General features: G+C 73.9%; 18 protein-coding genes. 10 read left to right on the top strand and 8 right to left on the bottom strand.

The genetic code is table 11. The features are described from left to right. Window positions 1-5: 5 nt before the first annotated feature. Window positions 6-470, bottom strand: a complete 465-nt coding sequence (locus ACF07N_RS16580) for a hypothetical protein (RefSeq protein WP_392113147.1) — start codon at window positions 468-470, stop codon at window positions 6-8. Between the two features lie 163 nt (window positions 471-633). Between ACF07N_RS16580 and ACF07N_RS16575 the strand changes: the two genes are divergently transcribed. After that, window positions 634-960, top strand: a complete 327-nt coding sequence (locus tag ACF07N_RS16575) for a GYD domain-containing protein (protein ID WP_383335628.1) — start codon at window positions 634-636, stop codon at window positions 958-960. Between the two features lie 10 nt (window positions 961-970). On the opposite strand, the gene ACF07N_RS16570 is transcribed toward ACF07N_RS16575, so the two are convergent. After that, entirely contained in the window at window positions 971-2275 is a 1305-nt protein-coding gene (locus tag ACF07N_RS16570) for a phosphatase PAP2 family protein (RefSeq protein ID WP_392113648.1), read from the bottom strand. Between the two features lie 333 nt (window positions 2276-2608). Between ACF07N_RS16570 and ACF07N_RS16565 the strand changes: the two genes are divergently transcribed. The 6 genes from ACF07N_RS16565 to ACF07N_RS16540 all read left to right on the top strand — a co-directional run bounded on the left by ACF07N_RS16565 (window position 2609) and on the right by ACF07N_RS16540 (window position 8099). Beyond that, window positions 2609-3010 carry a hypothetical protein gene (locus ACF07N_RS16565; protein WP_392113144.1) on the top strand — a complete coding sequence of 134 codons (402 nt, stop codon included), beginning with the start codon at window positions 2609-2611 and terminating at the stop codon, window positions 3008-3010. 24 nt (window positions 3011-3034) lie between these two features. After that, on the top strand, window positions 3035-5671 hold the full coding sequence (locus tag ACF07N_RS16560; protein WP_392113141.1) for an FG-GAP-like repeat-containing protein: 2637 nt from the start codon (window positions 3035-3037) through the stop codon (window positions 5669-5671). A 132-nt stretch (window positions 5672-5803) separates the two neighbouring features. Further along, window positions 5804-6091: a DUF4190 domain-containing protein gene (locus ACF07N_RS16555; protein WP_383335631.1), complete on the top strand. Its 288-nt coding sequence runs from the start codon at window positions 5804-5806 to the stop codon at window positions 6089-6091. A 148-nt stretch (window positions 6092-6239) separates the two neighbouring features. Beyond that, on the top strand, window positions 6240-6731 hold the full coding sequence (locus tag ACF07N_RS16550) for a DUF4396 domain-containing protein (protein WP_383335632.1): 492 nt from the start codon (window positions 6240-6242) through the stop codon (window positions 6729-6731). 73 nt (window positions 6732-6804) lie between these two features. Then, entirely contained in the window at window positions 6805-7335 is a 531-nt protein-coding gene (locus ACF07N_RS16545) for a hypothetical protein (RefSeq protein ID WP_392113137.1), read from the top strand. Window positions 7336-7433: 98 nt separating this feature from the next. After that, complete coding sequence (locus ACF07N_RS16540) at window positions 7434-8099, top strand: DUF305 domain-containing protein (protein ID WP_392113134.1); 666 nt, start codon at window positions 7434-7436, stop codon at window positions 8097-8099. A gap of 73 nt (window positions 8100-8172) precedes the next feature. On the opposite strand, the gene ACF07N_RS16535 is transcribed toward ACF07N_RS16540, so the two are convergent. The 3 genes from ACF07N_RS16535 to ACF07N_RS16525 form a co-directional block, all read right to left on the bottom strand. Continuing rightward, complete coding sequence (locus ACF07N_RS16535; RefSeq protein WP_392113132.1) at window positions 8173-9396, bottom strand: NAD(P)/FAD-dependent oxidoreductase; 1224 nt, start codon at window positions 9394-9396, stop codon at window positions 8173-8175. Between the two features lie 105 nt (window positions 9397-9501). Then, complete coding sequence (locus ACF07N_RS16530; protein ID WP_392113129.1) at window positions 9502-10446, bottom strand: RNA polymerase sigma-70 factor; 945 nt, start codon at window positions 10444-10446, stop codon at window positions 9502-9504. Between the two features lie 10 nt (window positions 10447-10456). Further along, window positions 10457-10927, bottom strand: coding sequence for a hypothetical protein (locus ACF07N_RS16525; protein ID WP_383326953.1), 471 nt, complete (start codon window positions 10925-10927; stop codon window positions 10457-10459). Window positions 10928-11150: 223 nt separating this feature from the next. Here ACF07N_RS16525 and ACF07N_RS16520 point away from each other — a divergent pair, with 223 nt between their 5' ends. From ACF07N_RS16520 to ACF07N_RS16510, 3 genes are all read left to right on the top strand, one after another. After that, a complete protein-coding gene (locus tag ACF07N_RS16520) occupies window positions 11151-12317 on the top strand; it encodes a sensor histidine kinase (RefSeq protein ID WP_392113126.1) in 1167 nt (388 codons plus the stop codon). Continuing rightward, window positions 12314-13018: a response regulator gene (locus ACF07N_RS16515; protein WP_383326959.1), complete on the top strand. Its 705-nt coding sequence runs from the start codon at window positions 12314-12316 to the stop codon at window positions 13016-13018. The genes ACF07N_RS16520 and ACF07N_RS16515 overlap by 4 nt, the downstream gene beginning before the upstream one ends. 104 nt (window positions 13019-13122) lie before the next feature. Then, window positions 13123-14334 (top strand): serine hydrolase domain-containing protein, encoded by a 1212-nt coding sequence (locus tag ACF07N_RS16510; protein ID WP_392113122.1) that lies wholly within the window; start codon window positions 13123-13125, stop codon window positions 14332-14334. On the opposite strand, the gene ACF07N_RS16505 is transcribed toward ACF07N_RS16510, so the two are convergent. The 3 genes from ACF07N_RS16505 to ACF07N_RS16495 form a co-directional block, all read right to left on the bottom strand. After that, complete coding sequence (locus tag ACF07N_RS16505) at window positions 14288-14965, bottom strand: response regulator (RefSeq protein WP_392113120.1); 678 nt, start codon at window positions 14963-14965, stop codon at window positions 14288-14290. The two genes, ACF07N_RS16510 and ACF07N_RS16505, sit on opposite strands and share 47 nt — an antisense overlap. Next, window positions 14962-16197 carry a sensor histidine kinase gene (locus tag ACF07N_RS16500; protein WP_392113117.1) on the bottom strand — a complete coding sequence of 412 codons (1236 nt, stop codon included), beginning with the start codon at window positions 16195-16197 and terminating at the stop codon, window positions 14962-14964. Before ACF07N_RS16500 ends, ACF07N_RS16505 begins: the two co-directional genes overlap by 4 nt. A 112-nt stretch (window positions 16198-16309) precedes the next feature. Continuing rightward, complete coding sequence (locus tag ACF07N_RS16495) at window positions 16310-18517, bottom strand: MMPL family transporter (protein ID WP_383341576.1); 2208 nt, start codon at window positions 18515-18517, stop codon at window positions 16310-16312. Between the last annotated feature and the right edge of the window lie 30 nt (window positions 18518-18547).

Below are 18547 nucleotides of genomic sequence, written 5' to 3'. Positions count from 1 at the left end.
GTCGGTCACAGGTACATGCGCACGAAGTCGTCGTCGTAGTCCTCGTCTCCGTTCATCATGAAGATCGCGCGGCCCTGGTTGATGAGCCCCTCGCTGTCCGGTACGGCGCAGTCGGCGCAGACCTCTCCCGCGTAGTGCTCGTCGTAGTCGAGGTCTCCGTCGAACCAGTCGTTGTATTCGGTGCGCGCCGCTTCCACGTCGAACGCCTTCTCGCACCTGGCGCATCTCCGGGTCCCGGGGGGCGGGTCGGGCAGTGGTGCCTGTGGTGCGTACGTCTCCGCCCGGTCCTCGAAACCCTCCGTGCCGTCGGTGGCTTGGCGGGCCCTGGCCAGGTGGACGAGCACGCCGGCGGCGATGAGGGCCGCCGTGCCGATGATCACCTTCCGGTGCTTCTTGAGGAAGGTCTTCGCCTTGTGGGCGGCGGACGGCGGCTCGCCGTCCTCGGAGGGGGTCTCTGGGGAGGTGTTCACCCGCACAGGCCTACCGGAGCCGCCCCTCGGATGTCAGGGAATCGGCCGACATTCGAGCGACAGTCGGGGCGTCCCCGGACACTTCCCCCTCCCTCGGTGGCATCCCTTGACCACAGCGCCGGATCACCGGAGCGCCGGCGCCCCCCTGCGAAAGCGAGTGACCGTGCCCCTCTACCTGTCGAAGTTCAGCTACACGCCCGAGACCTGGGCGCGCATGATCGAGCGTCCCGAGGATCGGGGACGGGCCGCTCAGGCCTACATCGAGTCCGTGGGCGGGACGCTGCACGGGTTCTGGTACGCCTTCGGCTCGCACGACGGCTACAACCTCTGGGAGGCGCCCGACGACGTCTCCATGGCCGCCGTCGCGCTCGCGATCAGCGGGGGCGGGGCGCTGAAGTCGTTCGAGACGACCGTGCTGCTCAGCGTCGACGAGACGCTGGACGCCCTGCGCAGGGCGGGGAGCGTCGGGTACCGGGTCCCGGGCGCGTAGGGGGGCCGGGTCACGCCGCCTGGGCCGGCTCCGGCTGCGGGTCCGGCCGGGGGGTGGGGGCCGGGGCCGGTTCCCAGCGGCGCGTCGTGCGGATGTAGCCGTAGATCACCGACGTCATCGCCAGGATCAGGGCCGGGCCGGAGATCTCCGGGTGGCGGGCCATCTCCATCGGCAGGTAGCGGTAGGAGAGCAGGAGCGCGACGAAGACCGTCGTGCCGTGCGCGACCAGCCGGACGCCGGAGCGGTCCCAGCCGCGGTCGGCGGCGCGGACGGCCGCCTCGACCGTGAGGGCGAAGACCACGCCCGCGACGAGGTCGACGCCGTAGTGGTAGCCGAAGCCGAGTGTCGCGGTGAGGGTCGCGACCAGCCAGAACGTGCCCGCGAAGCGGAGCAGGCGGGGGGCGCTGCGGGTGTGCAGGTAGATGGCGAGGGCCCAGGCCGTGTGCAGGCTGGGCATGCAGTTGCGCGGGGTGATGCCGTCGTAGGTCATCGGCAGGGGGGTGGTGAGCGGGGGCGGGGTGTGGGGCCACAGGTCGGCCACCGCCCATTCCACGCCGCCCGTGCCGGAGGCGCCGGGGCCGTAGGCGAAGACCGGGCCGACCACCGGGAAGAGCATGTAGACGCCCGGGCCGAGGAGGCCGATCACCAGGAACGTGCGGACCAGGTGGTGGCGGGGGAAGCGGCCTTCGGTGGCGACGTCGCGCAGTTGGTAGCAGGCGACCACGACCGCGGCAACGGCCAGCTGGGCGTACACGAGCTGGGTGACGTGCGGGCCGATCGGGGCGGTGGCCTCGAGCATGCGGCCCACCAGCCAGGACGGGTCGCCCAGGGCGCGGTCGGCGGTGGCCACGTACTGGTCGAGGACCGTCGGGCGGGTCTGCGAGGTGATGAAAAGCCAGGTGTCGCCGGTCTTGCGCGCGGCCACCAGCAGCAGGCCCAGGCCCACGCCCTTGAGGAGCAGGACGCGTTCGGGGCCGGTGCGGCGGGTGAGCGCGACGACGGCGGTGCCGAGCATCACCCACAGTGCGCCCGTGCCGAAGGAGACACCCTCGGGTATCTCGGCGCCGGCCGCCCAGCGCACCAGCAGCAGCACGGTGTCGATGCCGAGCGCGGCTCCGGCCGCGAGGAACCGCTGGCGCCAGGTGAGCACGACCATCATCAGCGCGAGGCCGCCGTAGAGCGGGCCCGACTTGGGGGCGAAGACGAGGGCCGACACCTGGGTGGTGATCGGGCCCGGTTCGCCGTAGTGGCGTGCGGCGAACTCCAGGGCGACGAGGAAGCCGCCCGCCACCGCGACCGCCGCGGCCCACAGCATCGCGCGCCGACGGGGTTGCCCGACCCACGAAGTCATGCCGCTCATCCGCTCATCCGCGAAGACACCCGCGATGCTCCAGTTTTTGATCCTTTGATGAGATCGAACATGCTATCGGAGGGGCGCCGCCGGGTGGCCGGAACGGCGGGAACGGCCGGAACGGAGGGCGGAACGGCTGCTCACGGGTTTCCATGTCGATCATGAACCCAACAACTGCTACGATCCGGCCACTCACCCGGGGGGGTGTCCGAAACGCCGACTGCCGCAGGGTCCGACCTGCGGGGCTGCCGCGCGCACGCCTGCCCCGCCATGCCTACATCCCCGAAGAGGTCCTGCATGGGCAGACGCGCGCTCGTCCGAGGCGCCACCGCCGTCGCCGTCTCGTTCGCACTCGCCGTCGGAGCCGGCGCGCTGAGCGCCGGAAGCGCGCACGGCGAGACGGTCGCCGGAGAGGTGGTCGTCCCGGCCACCACGTCCGCCGTCCCCTGGACGAGCCTGCTGAGCGCGGGGCCCTCCGGGTTCCTCCGCTACGAGCAGGGGCGCGGTCACCTGTGGACGAGCTACACGGGCGCCGACACGGTCGTCGACCCGTCCGGCTGGGACTCGTACGGCACCACCGCCTCGGGCGCGGGCACGGACGTCGTCGCCCGTCACGACCCTTCGGCCCGGACCGTGACACTGCGCGACATGGCCTCCGGTGAGGTCCGCACGGTCGCCCTCCCGGCCGGGCACGCCTAATTCAGCACCCTCGGGTCGACGGTCGTGACGACCACGGGGACCGCGGGCAAGGACGTCGAGGTGCACCTGCTCGACCTCGCGGAGGACGGCTCGGTCACCGACCGCGCGGTGCCGGGCCTGCCCGCCGGCAGCTACCTGTGGCACTCGGACCTGAGCGACGCGGACGGGCAGATCGTGCGCTACCGCACGGGCGACGACGAGTTCACCGCCTGGCTGGACGTGGCGCAGGGGCGGCTGACGACGCTGCCGTACGAGGTGAAGGCGTGGTACTCCCTCGTCGCCCTCGGCGCCACCCACCTGGTGTGGTGGCACAACGGCACCCTGTTCACCGTCTCGCGCCAGGATCTGACCGCCGCTCCGCGGAGCATGCCGGTGCCCGATGTCGCGCAGGTGCTGGGCGTGGTCGGCGACAGCGTCGTCGTGTCCCGGTACGACGCGTCCCTGGGCCGTGCGAACGAGCACCTTCCCGTCTTCCGGGCCGACGCCGTGCCGCTCGACGGCTCCGCGTCCCGGACGATCCTGGCCCGTACCTCGCGGCAGGCCATGCCGACCCCGGACGGCGGGCTGCTGGTGCCGGGCGGTGCCCACCCGGACCAGTGGGGCGTCTCCCTCGTCGAGCCCGCCGACGGCGGCGGGGTCACCGTGCGCAGGGTCGCGGACGCGTACCCCCAGCGGGCCGCTCACACGGTCTCCCGGCTGACCCTCGCCCAGGGCCGGCTGACCACCGTGGAGGAGGACCCCGCCGGGGAGTGGACCTACCTGCACACCCGCGACACCGGCGCCACCGGCTCCCCCACGGCGGGTACGCGCGTCAACCGCGGCCGGATCGACCTGGTGCCCTACGGCGAGGGCGGCCCGCGCCTGGTCGACACCGGCGACGGCCGGACGATCGTCGCCGGGTACGGCGAGGACACCGCCGCGCAGCCCCACCTCCTCGGACCCGCCCAGTCGATGCCCGGCACCCGGATCGACAGCTCCCGCAGCTACCTGCCGGTGACCGCCGCCAGTGGCCGTTTCGCCGCGCTGACCGGTTCGTTCGACAGCGCCGACGCGGGGCGGACCCGGGTCGTCGACCTCGACTCCGGGCGCACGGTGTACGAGACGACGGAGCGGGTGCGGGCGCTGTGGGGCACCACCGCGTGGGTGTCGCTGGGCAACAGCTCCGTGGTCGCGGTCGACCTGCTGACCGGGCGCGAGGGCGAGTCGGTGTCGTTCGGGCGGGGCTGCCTGCTCAACGACTTCCAGGCGGTCGGCCGCTGGCTGCTGTGGAACTGTGTGCTCAACTCGGAGGGCATGGGCGTCTACGACACCGTCACCGGGCGGAACCAGACGCTCGTCTCCGGCCCGGACTGGGAGCAGGCGCAGCTCGGCGACGGCTTCGTCGCGACGGCCGAGGCCGGGCGACTGAAGGTGATCGACGTGCGCGGCGAGACGCCCGTGGCGCACACCGCCGGGAACTTCGAGGGCAACGGCTACCAGACCTGGGACGTCGACCCGTACACCGGCGTGATCGCGCAGCTGCGCTCCGACCACTCCGTCCGGCTGACGCCCAGCGGTGTTCCCGTCTCGCCGCTCGTGCAGCGGGACGCCACCGTCGCCGCCTCCGTGGACGTCAAGGGCGGTGCCGCGCAGTGGAGTCCGAAGTGGTGGCTGAACAAGCCGGCGGCCTCCTGGAAGCTGGTGATCTCCGCCAGGGCGGGCACGGCCGTACGCACCCTCTCGGGTGGCCAGGCGCGCGGCGTGGTGGCCCCGTCCTGGAACGGCAAGGACGGCGCCGGCCGGCTGGTGCCCAACGGCGCCTACGGCTGGACGCTGACCGTCACCCCCGCCGACGGGCAGGGCGCGGCGCTGACCAGGTCGGGGACGGTGAAGGTCACCGGCGCGGCGGCGGCGTGGCGCGACTTCACCGGCTCGGACGGCTTCGGCGAGCTGCTGACGCTGAACGGCTCGGGCGGGCTGACGTACCAGTCCGGCACCGGGACCGGGGTGTTCACCGGGAAGACCACGGGCTCGGGGTGGCCGACGACCGTGAAGGCGGTGCCGTTCGGCGACCTGAACGGGGACCGGTGCAACGACGTGCTGGTGCGGTTCGCCAGCGGGGCGCTGCGCGCCTACCGGCCGGGGTGCGGCAAGGCGGTGACCCCGTCGACGGCGTACACCTCGCTGGGGACGTCCGGCTGGACCCAGTACGACGTGCTGACCTCGCCGGGGGACGTCAGCGGTGACGGGCGCGCGGACCTGGTCGCCCGCCAGGCCACGACCGGGGACGTCTACCTCTACAAGGCGACGAGCACGGGGAAGCTCGCGACCCGGGTGAAGATCGCGTCCAAGTGGACCGGCTACAAGAAGATCGTCGGCGCGGGAGACCTCGACGGCGACGGCCACGGCGACCTGCTCGCGCAGGACAAGTCGAACGAGCTGTGGCGCTACGGCGGCACCGGGACGGGCGGCTTCAAGGCCCGCGTGAAGGTGTTCGCCGACTGGGGTGCCTCCTACAACGCGGTCGTGGGCGTCGGCGACATCACCGGGGACGGCCGCGCCGACCTGGTCTCGCGCGACACCTCGGGCAACGCCTGGCGCAACAACGGCGACGGCAAGGGTTCCTTCGGCGGCCGCACGAAGATCGCGACCGGGTGGCAGGGGTACAAGGGGCTGTTCTGAGGGCGCATCCGGCCGACACCTCGCGCACCGGGTGACATGGGAACGCGGCAAGGGGGCATTCGGACAAACGAGTCGAACGTGAAGGCGCGTACGGCTCGTTCGGTCCGTGTCAACGACAACTGGGAGTTTCCCATGACGAGTTACGGCACCTCCCCTGCCGCGTCCTCCGGATCGCGCACCAACGGCCTGGCGATCGCGAGCCTGTGCTGCGGCATCGTCGGGCTGTTCGTCCTGAACATCATCCTCGGCCCCCTGGCCATCATCTTCGGTGCCGTCGCCCGCCGTCAGGCCTCGGTGAAGAACGGCGCCGGCATGGCGAAGGCCGGCATCATCCTCGGCATCGTCGACGTGGTCCTGTGGCTGGTGCTGCTGGCCGTCGCCACGAGCAACGGCGGCTTCAGCTGGTACGTGGGCGGCTAGCGGACGCCGGCGCGAGGAGCGCGAGCGGGTGGGCACCGGCAGGTCAGGGCCGGTGCCCACCCGCTGTGCTGTTCCCGCCCCGCCTTTTCTCCCCGGCCTCGCCCCACCGGGGTGGCCGTATACCCCCTAGGGGTATATTGTGGGGCTCATGGACCACACCGCTCACCACTCGGCATCCCACGCGTCTCCCCACGACGCCCGTCCGGGCGCCTCCTGGGGCATGGCGGTCAGGGCGACGCTGCACTGCCTCACCGGCTGCGCCATCGGCGAGATCCTCGGCATGGTCATCGGGACCGCGCTGGGCTGGGGCAACGTGCCCACCATGGCGCTGGCGATCACGCTGGCGTTCCTCTTCGGCTACTCCTTCACCCTGTTCGCGGTGGTGCGGGCGGGGCTGAGCCTCAAGGCCGCGATCAAGGTGGCCCTGGCCGCCGACACGGTCTCGATCGCCGTCATGGAGCTGGTCGACAACGCGATCATCGCCCTGACCCCGGGCGCGATGGACGCCCACCTCTCCGACGGGTTGTTCTGGTCGGCCCTGCTCGGCGGGTTCGCGGTCGCCTTCCTGGTCACCACGCCGGTCAACAAGTGGATGATCGGCCGGGGCAAGGGGCACGCCGTCGTGCACGCGCACCACTGACGAGGCCCAAGGCCCTCCCGATACGGGCCGGGGGTATATTGCCCCTGTCGTCCACGACGGAGGTCCAGTCACCGTGGCCGTGAACCGGTACGCACGGGCAGGAGGCGCCTTCGGGCACCTGCTGCTCGTCGTCGTGCTCGCGCTCGGGGTCTTCGTCATGCACACCGTGGGCCACCCCTCCGAGGCGCACGGCTCCGGGACGGGGCAGGCGTCGCACGGACCGGCCGCGGCGATGCCGCTGCCGGGGTCCGTGCACGGCAAGCCCGTCGCGCACGGGCAGCCGGACGCACGCGAGAAGCCCGCCGCGCAGGAGAAGCCCACCGCGCACGGCAAGCCGGCCGCCCTCGGCTTCGGGGAGGCCCCGCACGCGGCTCCCGCGGGGCACGCGGCCTCCACCGATGCGCCCGTCGGGGCCGGGGACATGGCCTCGCTCTGCGTGGCGGTGCTGCTCGCCGCGTGGGCGCTCGCCGCGCTCGTCCGATGGGCGCCGGCCCGCCGTCCCGGCCGGCCGGCCGCGGCCCGCGCCCGGGCCGGCGCCCTGCCGCGCCCCGACCCTCCGCCCCGCGGCATAGATCTCACCCGGTTGTCGGTCCTCCGGCTGTAGGCCGAGACGCCCGCGCGGGCGCGCTTCTCGCGCGACCCGCCGTCTCGCACGCCCGAAACAGCCCGAGAAGACCAGACGACCCGAGGTGAAAGACCACCATGACTGCCTTCACGCGCGCCCTGCGCCGCACCACCGCCCGACGTGCCGCCGCGGCCGGCGTCGTCGCGGCGGGAGCCCTGCTGCTGTCCGCCTGCGGCAGCGGCGACGACACGAGCGGAACGCACCACGGCACCGGGGCGTCCGCCACGGCCGGAGCCGGGACGGGCACCGCCTCCCGCACCCCGGCCGGTGAGGTCAACGACGCCGACGTCATGTTCGCGCAGATGATGATCCCGCACCACGAGCAGGCCTTGGAGATGGCCCGGCTGGCCGGCGGACGGGCCTCCGACGCGGAGATCAAGGAATTGGCCCGGAGGATCGAGCGGGCCCAGGACCCCGAGATCAAGACGATGAAGGGCTGGCTCACGGCCTGGAACGAGCCCACCGCCGCGCCGTCCGCCTCCGGCATGGGCCACGGCGGCGGGCACGGCGCCGACGGCATGATGAGCGCGGCCGACATGACGGAACTCAAGGCCATGAAGGGCACGGAGTTCGACAAGGCGTTCGCACAGATGATGATCGACCACCACGAGGGCGCGATCGCCATGGCCGAGGACGAGCGGCGCGAGGGCGCGAACCCCGACGCCAGGAAGCTGGCGGCAGCCATCGTCAAGGGCCAGTCCGCCGAGGTCGAGCAGCTCCGGGGCGTCCTCGACCGGCTCTGACCGGCGGTGCAGCGGCGGCCGGGCCCCGGGGCACCCGCCCCGGGGCCCGGCCCCGCCCCGCCCGTCAGACCCGTCAGGCCGCCGCCTCGACCGAGGGATCGCCGGCCGGTGCGGCCGTGCGCACGACGCGCCGGCGGCGGGCCGGTCCCAGCACCGGGTGGGCGACGCCCCAGGCCGCGCCCTTGCAGATCAGTTCCTTGTAGAGGGCGGCGAGCCGGCCGGTCAGGGCCGCGTCGACGGCGCGGTCGTCGGCGGTGACGTACTGGATCAGGCCTTCCCTGCGGCCCAGCGAGACGCACTGGTTGAAGTACCTGATCGGCACGTTCGGGAGCTTTCCGCCGGTCAGCCGGGCGGCGATGGCGTCGGCGGCCTGCCAGGCCATGGGCACGCCCGAGGCGCACGACATGCGCAGCGGCTTGCCGCCGGGGCCGGTCGCGAGGGCCGCGTCGCCGACGGCGTACACGTCGGGGTGGGAGACCGAGCGCATGGTCCGGTCGACGACGATCCGGCCCGTGTCGGTGACCTCCAGGCCGGTGGCGCGGGCGATCGGGTGGACGGCGAAGCCCGTGGTCCACACGGTGACCGCGGCCGGGACGCGCCGGCCGTCGGCGGTGGTGAGGTGGCCGGCCGCGACGGAGGCGACCTCGGTGTGCTCGTGGACGGTGATGCCGAGCCGTTCGGTCACCTTGCGCAGGTGCCGGCGGCCCTTCGGCGACAGCCAGTCGCCGAGGCCGCCGCTCGCGGCGAGGGCGACGTCCAGGTCCGGCCTGGCCTCGGCGATCTCGGTCGCGGCCTCCAGACCGGTGAGACCGCCGCCGACCACGACGACGGGTTCACCGGCGCCGAGACCGGCCAGGCGCTCCCGCAGCCGGAGTGCGCCGGAGCGGCTCGCGATGTCGTGGGCGTGCTCGGCGGCACCGGGTACGCCCCGGTCGTCCCAGCCGCTGCCGAGCGCGTACACGAGGGTGTCGTACTCCAGCTCCTCGTACGCCGGCGTCTCCCGGTCCGCTCCCCCGGTGCCGGGGGCGGTGACGGTGACGGTCCTGCGGCCGGCGTCGACGGCGGTGACCTTCGCGAGCTTCAGCGCGACGCCGGTGCCCCGGAACATCTCGTCGAACGGCCGGGGTGTCAGCTCCTGGCCGACGGCGAGCTGGTGCATCCGGACCCGCTCGACGAAGTCGGGTTCGGCGTTGACGAGGGTGATGGCGACGTCGTCGCGGTGCAGTCGCCTGGCGAGGCGGCCGGCGGCGACGGCGCCGGTGTATCCGGCGCCGAGGACGATGATGCGGTGCTGCATTTCCTGGCTCCTGTCGTCTGCGGATTCACCCCTTGAACCGGGTGGTCCGCCGTTTCCTGACAGAAGACGGATGTGAAGCAGCTCACACCCGGGTCGGGTGCCGGGTCAGAAGATCGTGACCAGGGGCTCGCCGTGGTCGGTCGCCGCCCACTGCCGGGTGGCGCGCTCCAGCTTGTCGGGGTTGACCTGGCTGCGGAGCGCGGCGATGCCGTCGGCGGTGATCTCCAGGCTGATGATGCCGAAGACCCGGCCGTCGACGACCGCCACGAGGGCGGGCCCGCCGTTGGCGGTCGTGGCGTGCACGCCGACCGTGCCGCCGGCCAGGGCGCGCTGGGCCTTGCCGGGCTTGAACATGCCGCGCAGGAACCTCGCGACCGCGAGGGCGCCCTCGAACGCCCTCGCCCGGGCCGGGACCTTGCCACCGCCGTCGCCGATCGCCACGGCGTCCTCGGTGAGCAGCCGCACGAGCGGTTCGGTGCGGCCGCTGGTGGCGGCGGCGAGGAACTCGTCGACGATCCGCCGCGCGGTGGCCTCGTCGACCTCCGCGCGGGCCTTGCCGGCGGCGACGTGCCGCTTGGCCCGGTGGAAGATCTGCTGGCTGGCGGCCTCGCTCACGTCGAGGATCCCGGCGATCTCCCGGTGCGCGTAGCCGAAGGCCTCCCGCAGCACGTACACCGCCCGCTCGTTGGGCGTCAGGCGCTCCAGCAGGGTGAGGACCGCGTACGAGACCGAGTCGCGCTGCTCGGCGGTGTCGGCGGGGCCGAGCATCGGGTCGCCGTCGAGCAGCGGTTCGGGCAGCCACTGGCCCACGTAGGTCTCGCGGCGGGCGCGGGCGGAGGTGAGCTGGTTGAGGCACAGGTTGGTGAGCACCTTCGTCAGCCACGCCTCGGGCACCTCGACGCGGCCGGCGTCGGCGGCCTGCCACCGCAGGAACGTCTCCTGCACGGCGTCCTCGGCCTCGCTCGCCGAGCCGAGGAGCCGGTAGGCCAGGGCTTCCAGGCGGGGCCTGAAGGCCTGGAACCGTTCCACGTCGTCCACGGTCAGCGGCATGGCCCGGATCCTAACGCCCGCCCCGTCCGCCCGCCGCCCGGCCGTCGTACGGCCCGGTGCCGAAGGTGCCGTCGGAGCGGGCGGGCGCCGGGGCGAGGCGGCGGTAGGCGGCGCGGGCGTGGGCGACGCGGGACAGGGCCGTGCCGGCGAGGGCGGCGGTGAACAGGCAGGCGAGCCAGGTGGTGTCGCGGTGACCGGCCCAGCTGAGGGTGCCCATGGGCGGGATACCGAAGGCGTTGAGGAACAGCCAGCACAGGACGGCCGTCCCCGGGGCCGCCGTGAACCGGGCGCACAGCCCCGTCACGGCGGCCAGCAACGACAGGGCGGTGAGGACCAGTTCGGGCCGGCCGGGCCCGGCCACGCCGTTGACGAGCGCGACGAGCACCAGCGCGCCGCCGAAGGCCCCGGCCCAGACCAGCGGTGTGGCCAGGGGCTGCGGGACGGGCCTGAGTCCGCTCCTCAGGGGCATCCACTCGATCATGCCGGCGGTTCCTTCCGGTCTGCCTGGACAGGATTGTGCACCCGCCTCCGGGCCGCCGGACACGGCCGGGGGATATGCCGCCTTTGCCCGGGCGTCATCGAGCCGTTCCCGGCCCGTGGCCCCGCGGTGGCCGCCACCCCGGCGGCTCTCGCGCCAGGCCCCGTTACCGTGTCCGGCAGCCGGCAGCCGGCACAGGACGGGGGCGTACGGGGTGACGACGGGCATGCGCGGGAGGCTGCGCGACGGGTGGGAGCGGGGGCGCCGACGCGCCGCGGCCAGACCGCTGCTGGTGGACCTCGGGATCGCCCTGCTCGTGCAGGGCGCCATGACCATGCCGTTCCTGGTGCCGCGCGATCCCGCGCTGCCGCCGGCGACCTGGGGTGCGTACGGGCTGAGCGCGCTGACCGTCCTGCCCCTGGTCTGGCGGCGGCGCGCCCCGCTCGCCGTGCTGTTCGCGGTGCTGGCCGCGAACGCGCTGTACCGGCTGACCCTGGACGGGCCCGGGCAGCCCCTGCCGTACACCGGCCTGGTGGCCGTGTACACGATCGCCGCCCTGTCGCCCGCGCCACGGCGGCTCCTGGCCGGGCTCGTGCTGCTCGCCGCCGTGCCCACGGGCGTGTGGCTCAACACGCGGACCGCGCGCGAACTGACCTTCTCCTGCTTCGTGTTCGCCGCCGCCTACGTCTTCGGGCGGCTCGCCGACGCCCGGCAGCGCGCGCACCGCGTCGAGGCCGAGCGGGCCGCCGCCCGCGAACGGGCCCGGATCGCGCGCGAGATGCACGACATCCTCTCCCACGCGGTGAGCCTGATGATCGTGCAGGCCGAGGCCGGACCCGTGGCGGTGCGGGCCGCGCCCGAACGGGCCGAGGCCGCCTTCGACGCCATCTCCGCTACCGGGCGGGACGCCATGGCACAGCTGCGCCGGATGCTGGGCGTGCTGCGCGACGGCGACGAGCCGGACGGTCCCCCGCGCGCCCCGCAGCCAGGACTCGCCGAACTCCCCGCCCTCCTCGACCGGGTGCGCGGCAGCGGCCTGGACGTCGGCTACCGCGGCGCGGGCCGGGTCCGCCCGGTCCCTGACGGGGTCGAGGCGACCGTGTACCGGATCGTCCAGGAAGCCCTGACCAACACCGTCCGGCACGCCGGCGCCCGTACCGTGACGGTGGAACTCGACTGGAAGGACGAGGAGTTGGAGATCCGGGTGACGGACGACGGGTGCGGGCCCCGGGCCGGGGCGGCGCGTGGAGGAGGCCACGGTCTGGTCGGGATGCGGGAGCGGGCGGCGGCGCACGGCGGCACCGCGGTCACCGGTGCCGGCCCGGACGGCCGGGGCTTCGGCGTGCGCGTCCGCCTCCCTCTCGCCCCGGCCACCGCTCAGGCGGCGCGGTGACCGTCCGGGTGGTCGTGGCCGACGACCAGGAGCTGGTGCGCAGCGGTTTCGCCCTGATCCTGGACGTGCAGCCGGACATCGAGGTCGTCGCGGAGGCCGCCGACGGGGCCGAGGCCGTCGAGGCGGTGCGGCGGCACGCCCCGGACGTGGCGCTGCTGGACATCCGCATGCCCCGCATGGACGGCATCGAGGCCTGCCGGGCGATCACCGCGGCGGGCGGCTGCCGCACGGTGATGCTCACGACCTTCGACTCCGACGCGTACGTGTACGAGGCGCTGCACGCGGGCGCCGCCGGGTTCCTGCTGAAGGACGTGCGGCGGGACGATCTGGTGCACGCGGTCCGGGTCGCCGCCCGGGGCGACGCGCTGCTCGCGCCGAGCGTGGCCCGCCGCCTGGTGGAGCAGTACGTCCGGCCGCCCGCCGCCCGGTCCCGCAGACCCGACCCCCGGCTGGACGTGCTGACCGCCCGCGAACGCCAGACGCTGCTGCTGCTCGCGCGCGGCCTGTCCAACGCCGAGATCGCCGCCGAGCTGGTGGTGAGCGACCACACCGTCAAGACGCACGTCGGCAACGTGCTCGCGAAGCTGGGACTGCGGGACCGGATCCACGCCGTGATCTGCGCGTACGAGAGCGGCCTGATCGCGGCCGGGGAGCCCCGCCCGGGTGAGCCGGAACGGCCGGTTCCTCCCCCGCGCCGGTGAGCCGGCCGCGGCCGGGAACCGCTCGCGCGGGCGATCCGCCGGCCGTGGCCGCCGCGAAGGATGGAGCCGTACCCGACGACGGCTCACCATCACGGAGTTGACCCATGAGGACCCGTACCGGACTGCTGGCTGCCGTGCTCGCCCTGAGTGCGGCGGCCGGGCCGTCCCTCCTGCCCGGCACCGCCCACGCCGCGCCCCCCGCGCTCTCCGCGCCGTCCCCGCACGCCGCCCTGGAGGCCGCCCTCGCCGGACTCCCCGACGCCGACGCGACCGCGGCCCTCGTACGGGTCGGGGGCGAGGAGGGCGTCTGGCACGGCAGTTCCGGGGTGCACGATCTGCGGACCGGCCGCCCGGCCGACCCGGCGGCCCGTTTCCGCGCCGGGTCCGTCACCAAGGTCTTCACCGCGGCCGTCGTCCTGCACCTGGCCGCCGAGGGCCGGCTGGACCTCGACCGCACCGCCCGCTCCTACCTGCCCGACCTCGTCCCTGAGCCGTACGCGGGCGTCACCGTGCGGCAGTTGCTGAACCACACGCACGGCATCCCCGCGCCCGACCTCCCCGGCACCACCGTCGAGGAGTGGTACGCCCACCGCTTCCGGGTCCACGACCCCCGGGACATGGTCCGCTCGGCGACCGCGAAGCAGCCGGAGTTCGCGCCCGGCGCGCGGCAGCACTACCTGAACATCGGGTACACGATCGCCGGTCTGCTCGTCGAACGTGTCACGGGCGACAGCTACGAGCACCAGCTCGCCCGGCGGGTGCTCCGGCCGCTGGGGCTGCGCGACACGTACGCCCCGGGGACGAACCCGCGCATCACCGGACCGCACAACCACGGGTACCAGCGGATGCGGCTGGAGGACGGGACCACCGGGCTGCGCGACGTGTCCGTGTGGAGCGGTACGGACGCCTGGGCGGCCGGGGACCTCGTCTCCACCACGCGGGACCTCGAACGGTTCACCCGCGCCCTGTTCGCGGGCCGGATCGTGCGCGGGCCGCTGCTGGAGGAGATGTTCACCCTGCCGAAGGTGACCGGCCTGGGCGGCGGCGAACCGGCCGCGTACTCCGCCGGCCTGTCCATGAAGGTGCTGGGCGGGCGCGAGGTGTGGGGCAAGACGGGCGGGCGCTGGGGCTACAACGCCGCCCTCGCCTCCACCCGCGACGGCTCGCGCACCCTCGTGTACAGCGTCAACTCCACCGACGCCAAGGGCCGGGACATGAACCGGGTGGCGCAGGACCTCATGGTGGCCGTCTACGGCAGGCCGGCCGCCCCTACGCCGGAGGCGTCGCGCGGACCAGGCCCGTCTGGTAGGCGATGACGACGAGCTGGGCCCGGTCGCGGGCGCCGAGCTTGGTCATGGCCCGGTGGATGTGGGTGCGCACGGTCAGCGGACTGAGCACGAGGTCCTCGGCGATCTCGGTGTTGGAGCGGCCCTCGGCGGCCAGGGCCATCACCTCGCGTTCGCGGACCGTGAGATCGGCGAGGCGCCGCGGCGGTGCCGGATCGGCGCCGGGGGCCGGCGCCATGAGGAAGCGGCTGATGAGGGAGCGGGTGGCGCCGGGTGACAGCAGGGCCTCGCCGGAGGCCACCGTGCGCAGGCCGTCCAGCAGGGTCTCGGCCGTGACGTCCTTGCCGAGGAAGCCGCTGGCCCCGGCCCGCAGGGCCTGCGCCACGTAGTCCTCGGTCTCGAACGTGGTGAGGATCAGCACGCGGGTGGCGGACAGGTCCGGGTCGGCGCACAGCGTGGAGGTGGCGGTCAGTCCGTCGGTGCCGGGCATGCGGATGTCCATGAGGACGATGTCGGGGCGGTGGGCGCGGGTGAGCTCCACCGCCTCCCCGCCGTCGGAGGCCTCGGCGACGACCTCCATGTCCGCGCAGGAGTCGATGAGGATGCGGAAGGTGGCCCGCAGGAGGGCCTGGTCGTCGGCGAGCAGCACCCTGATGCTCATGCGGTGATGGTTCCTTCCGGGAGGTGGTCGGGCTGCAGCGGCAGTGCGGTGGTGACCTCGAAGCCGCCCTGGGGGCGGGGCCCGGCGCACAGGTCGCCACCGATGGAGCGGGCCCGTTCGCGCATGCCCATCACGCCGAAACCGCGGCCCTGGCCGGCCTCCGGCCTGCTCGGGCCGTCGTTGGTGACGGTGATCAGCAGCCGGGAGCCTGTGTAGGAGAGCCGTACGTGCGCGGCCTCGGCGGCGGCGTGCTTGGTGACGTTGGTCAGGGCCTCCTGCACGATCCGGTACGCGGTCAGGTCGACGCCGGGCGACAGCGGCTGCGGCTCGCCCTCGGTGCTGACGGCGACCTCGAGACCCGCCGACTCGCACGCCGAGACCAGCTCGGGCAGCCGGGCCAGCCCGGGCGAGGGCTCCAGCGGGCCGCCGCCGTCGGGGTCGTCGTTCTCGCGCAGCAGCCCGAGCGCGGCCTTCAGCTCGCGCAGCGCGGCGGAGGTGGTGCCCGCCAGGTCGGTGAGGATCTTCCGGCTCTGCTCGGGGTCGGTGAGGGCGAGGTGGGCGGCCGTGCCGGCCTGGGCGTTGGCCAGGGCCATGTGGTGGGCCACCACGTCGTGCAGCTCCCGCGCGATGCGCACGCGCTCCTCGGTGACCCGCAGCCGGGCCTCCTCCTCCCGGGTCCGTTCGGCGTGCTCGGCCCGGGCCTGCACGGCGTGCAGGTAGGCGCGCCGCATCCGCGTCATGTTGCCCGCGGCGAGGGGCAGCAGCAGCCAGAAGAACGGGCCGATGGTCCGCAGCAGCAGCGAGAGGTGGTCCATGGAGTCGGCGAACACGGCCGCGACGGTCACCGCCAGCATGGTGACGAGGCCGTAGACGCGGATGGTCTTGCGCGGGGAGACGGTGGCGAACCAGTACAGCGCCGCCATGATCGGCGCCAGCAGCAGCGGCGTGAGCAGGTAGCCCTTCGCGACCGCCGCCACGGTGCAGGCCGTGTTGACCAGGACGACGGTGCGCGGATAGGCGCGGTGCTTGAGCAGGAAGAGGCACCCCACGCCCATGAGGACGACGCCCGTCTTGTCCTGGGCCGGCGAGGTCGCGCTGGGCAGGGACAGGGAGGTGCCGTAGGTCGCGCAGGCCATCAGCGCCAGGGCCGTCGCCAGGTCGACGAGGAAGGGGCGGCGGTGGGCGAACTCCTCCAGGCGGTCCGCGTAGCGCCGTTCCGGGCTGGTGGTCATGGGGTTCTCCGGTGGGTGGACTGTCACCATCGTGGTCGATCCGGGGCGGGGACGCCCGAGGAGCCGCCCGTGTCCTGCGCCACGGGCGGCCCGGGGGACGGGACGGGTCCGCTCAGGTGCGCGCCGGCTCCAGGTCCGGGGCGCTGTCCGGGGCGGGGCCGGCCGCCGGCCGGGTGAGGGACTCCCCCTCCACGTCGATGCGGGGCAGCAGCCGGTCCAGCCACTTCGGCAGCCACCAGGCCTTGTCGCCGAGCAGGGCGAGCACGGCCGGCACGATCGCCATGCGGACGACGAACGCGTCGAACAGGACGGCCGTGGCGAGCCCGAAGCCGATCATCTTGATCATGGAGTCGCTCTCGCCGATGAACCCGGCGAACACCGCGATCATGATCAGGGCCGCGGCGACGACCACCCGGGCGCTGTGCCGGAAGCCGGAGACGACCGCCCGCTCGGACGGCTCGCCGTGGACGTACGCCTCCCGCATCCGCGAGACGAGGAACACCTCGTAGTCCATCGCCAGGCCGAAGACGATGCCCACCAGGAAGATCGGCATCAGGCTCATGATCGGGCCGGTCTGTTCCACCCCGAACAGCTCCGCCCCGTGCCCCTCCTGGAAGACCACCACGACCGCGCCGAGGGACGCCAGCACCGACAGCAGGAAGCCGAGGGCCGCCTTCAGCGGGACGAGCAGCGACCGGAAGACCACCAGCAGCAGCACGATCGCCAGACCGACCACCACGACCAGGTACGGCACCAGCGCGGCCTGCACCTTCTCCGCGATGTCGATGTTCATCGCGGTGGTGCCGGTGACCTCGTAGGTCACGCCGGTGTCCTTCTCCACTCCGGACCGCTCGTCCCGGATCGTCGTCACCAGGTCCTCGGTCTTCTGGTCGGTCGGCGCCGTCGCCGGCACGACGGAGAAGACGGCGGTGTCGCCGGTGTCGTTGAAGCGGGCCGGGGAGACGGACACCACGCCCTTGGTGGCGCCGATCTGCTCGGCGACCGTGGCGGCGGCGCCCTTGGGGTCGGCGGCGCCCTCGGCGTCCACGACGATGGTCAGCGGCCCGTTGAAGCCCGGCCCGAAGCCCTCGGCGAGCGCGTCGTAGGCCCGGCGTTCGGTGGCGGAGACCGGCTTGGCCTCGTCGCCGGGCATGCCCAGCTGCAGGCCCGTCACCGGCACGGCCAGGGCGCCCAGGCCCAGCACGCCCAGCAGCAGCACCGGCAGGGGGCGGCGCAGGACCTGGCGGGCCCAGCGGGTGCCGCCGTTGGACTCGGTGCTCGCCTCGATGCGGCCGCTCCTGCGGGCCTTGCGGGTCAGCACGGCGTTCGGCCAGAAGCCGAGGAACGCGGGCACGAGGGTCAGCGCGATCAGCACGCCGACGACGACCGCGCCGGCCGCGGCCAGCCCCATCTTGGTGAGCATCGGGATGCCGACGACGGCGAGCCCGGCCAGCGCGATGACGACGGTGAGACCGGCGAAGACCACCGCGGACCCGGCGGTGCCGACGGCCAGCCCGGTCGCCTCCTGCGGTGTGCGCCCCTTGGCGCGCTCCTCGCGGTAGCGGGAGACGACGAACAGGGCGTAGTCGATGCCGACGGCCAGGCCCAGCATCATCGCCAGGGTGCCGGTGGTGGTGGACAGGCCGAGGGCGCTGGACAGGGCGAGGATCGTGGCCATGCTCACACCGACCCCGATGACGGCCGTCAGCAGCGGCAGCCCGGCGGCGGCCAGCGAGCCGAACGTGACGAGCAGCACCACGGCGGCGATCGCGACGCCGATCACCTCGGCCGCGCCGCCCGGCCCGCCCTCCTCGGCCAGCGCGGTGCCGCCCGCCTCGACGGTCAGCCCGGACTTCCGGGCCTGGTCGATCGTCCGCTCCAGGTGGGTGCGGCTGGCGTCGGTCAGGTCGGCCGGGCCGACCTCGTAGGTGACGGTCGCGAAGGCGGTGGAGCCGTCCCGGCTGATCGTCTTGGCCCGGAACGGGTCGGCGGCGCTCGCCACCTGCGTCCCGTCGCCCAGCCCGTCGACGGCCTTCTCTATCGCCTCCTTGTTCTGCGCGGCGGTCACCTTCTCGCCGCCGGGCGCGATGAACACCACCCGCGCGGTCGCGCCGTCGGCGGCGGTTCCGGGGAAGCGCTCCTCCATCAGGTCGAACGCCTTCTGGGACTCGATGCCGGGCATCGAGAACTCCTCGTCGACGGCGCCCGGCGCCTTGAGGGCGCCCAGCCCCACGGCGGCCAGGACGGCCGCCCAGACCAGGGCGACGTACCAGCGTCGCCGGAAGGCCAGACGGCCCACTCGGTACAGGAAAGTTGCCACGGCAGGAGGTCTCCACATCTGGTGTCGATC

This window comes from Streptomyces sp. NPDC015242 (genome assembly GCF_043079125.1).
GTDB lineage: Bacteria > Actinomycetota > Actinomycetes > Streptomycetales > Streptomycetaceae > Streptomyces.
Note: the sequence above shows the minus strand (reverse complement) of the source record. Positions and strands in the feature narration are given on the sequence as shown.

Bases quoted from the DNA above. Each gene is read 5' to 3' on its own strand.
- ACF07N_RS16570 (WP_392113648.1), bottom strand. From the start codon at position 2,275: ATGCTGTGGGCCGCGGCGGTCGCGGTGGCGGGCGGCTTCCTCGTCGCC.
- ACF07N_RS16565 (WP_392113144.1), top strand. From the start codon at position 2,609: ATGGGCAGACGCGCGCTCGTCCGAGGCGCCACCGCCGTCGCCGTCTCG.
- ACF07N_RS16555 (WP_383335631.1), top strand. From the start codon at position 5,804: ATGACGAGTTACGGCACCTCCCCTGCCGCGTCCTCCGGATCGCGCACC.
- ACF07N_RS16550 (WP_383335632.1), top strand. From the start codon at position 6,240: ATGGACCACACCGCTCACCACTCGGCATCCCACGCGTCTCCCCACGAC.
- ACF07N_RS16540 (WP_392113134.1), top strand. From the start codon at position 7,434: ATGACTGCCTTCACGCGCGCCCTGCGCCGCACCACCGCCCGACGTGCC.
- ACF07N_RS16535 (WP_392113132.1), bottom strand. From the start codon at position 9,396: ATGCAGCACCGCATCATCGTCCTCGGCGCCGGATACACCGGCGCCGTC.
- ACF07N_RS16530 (WP_392113129.1), bottom strand. From the start codon at position 10,446: ATGCCGCTGACCGTGGACGACGTGGAACGGTTCCAGGCCTTCAGGCCC.
- ACF07N_RS16525 (WP_383326953.1), bottom strand. From the start codon at position 10,927: ATGATCGAGTGGATGCCCCTGAGGAGCGGACTCAGGCCCGTCCCGCAG.
- ACF07N_RS16520 (WP_392113126.1), top strand. From the start codon at position 11,151: ATGCGCGGGAGGCTGCGCGACGGGTGGGAGCGGGGGCGCCGACGCGCC.
- ACF07N_RS16510 (WP_392113122.1), top strand. From the start codon at position 13,123: ATGAGGACCCGTACCGGACTGCTGGCTGCCGTGCTCGCCCTGAGTGCG.
- ACF07N_RS16505 (WP_392113120.1), bottom strand. From the start codon at position 14,965: ATGAGCATCAGGGTGCTGCTCGCCGACGACCAGGCCCTCCTGCGGGCC.
- ACF07N_RS16500 (WP_392113117.1), bottom strand. From the start codon at position 16,197: ATGACCACCAGCCCGGAACGGCGCTACGCGGACCGCCTGGAGGAGTTC.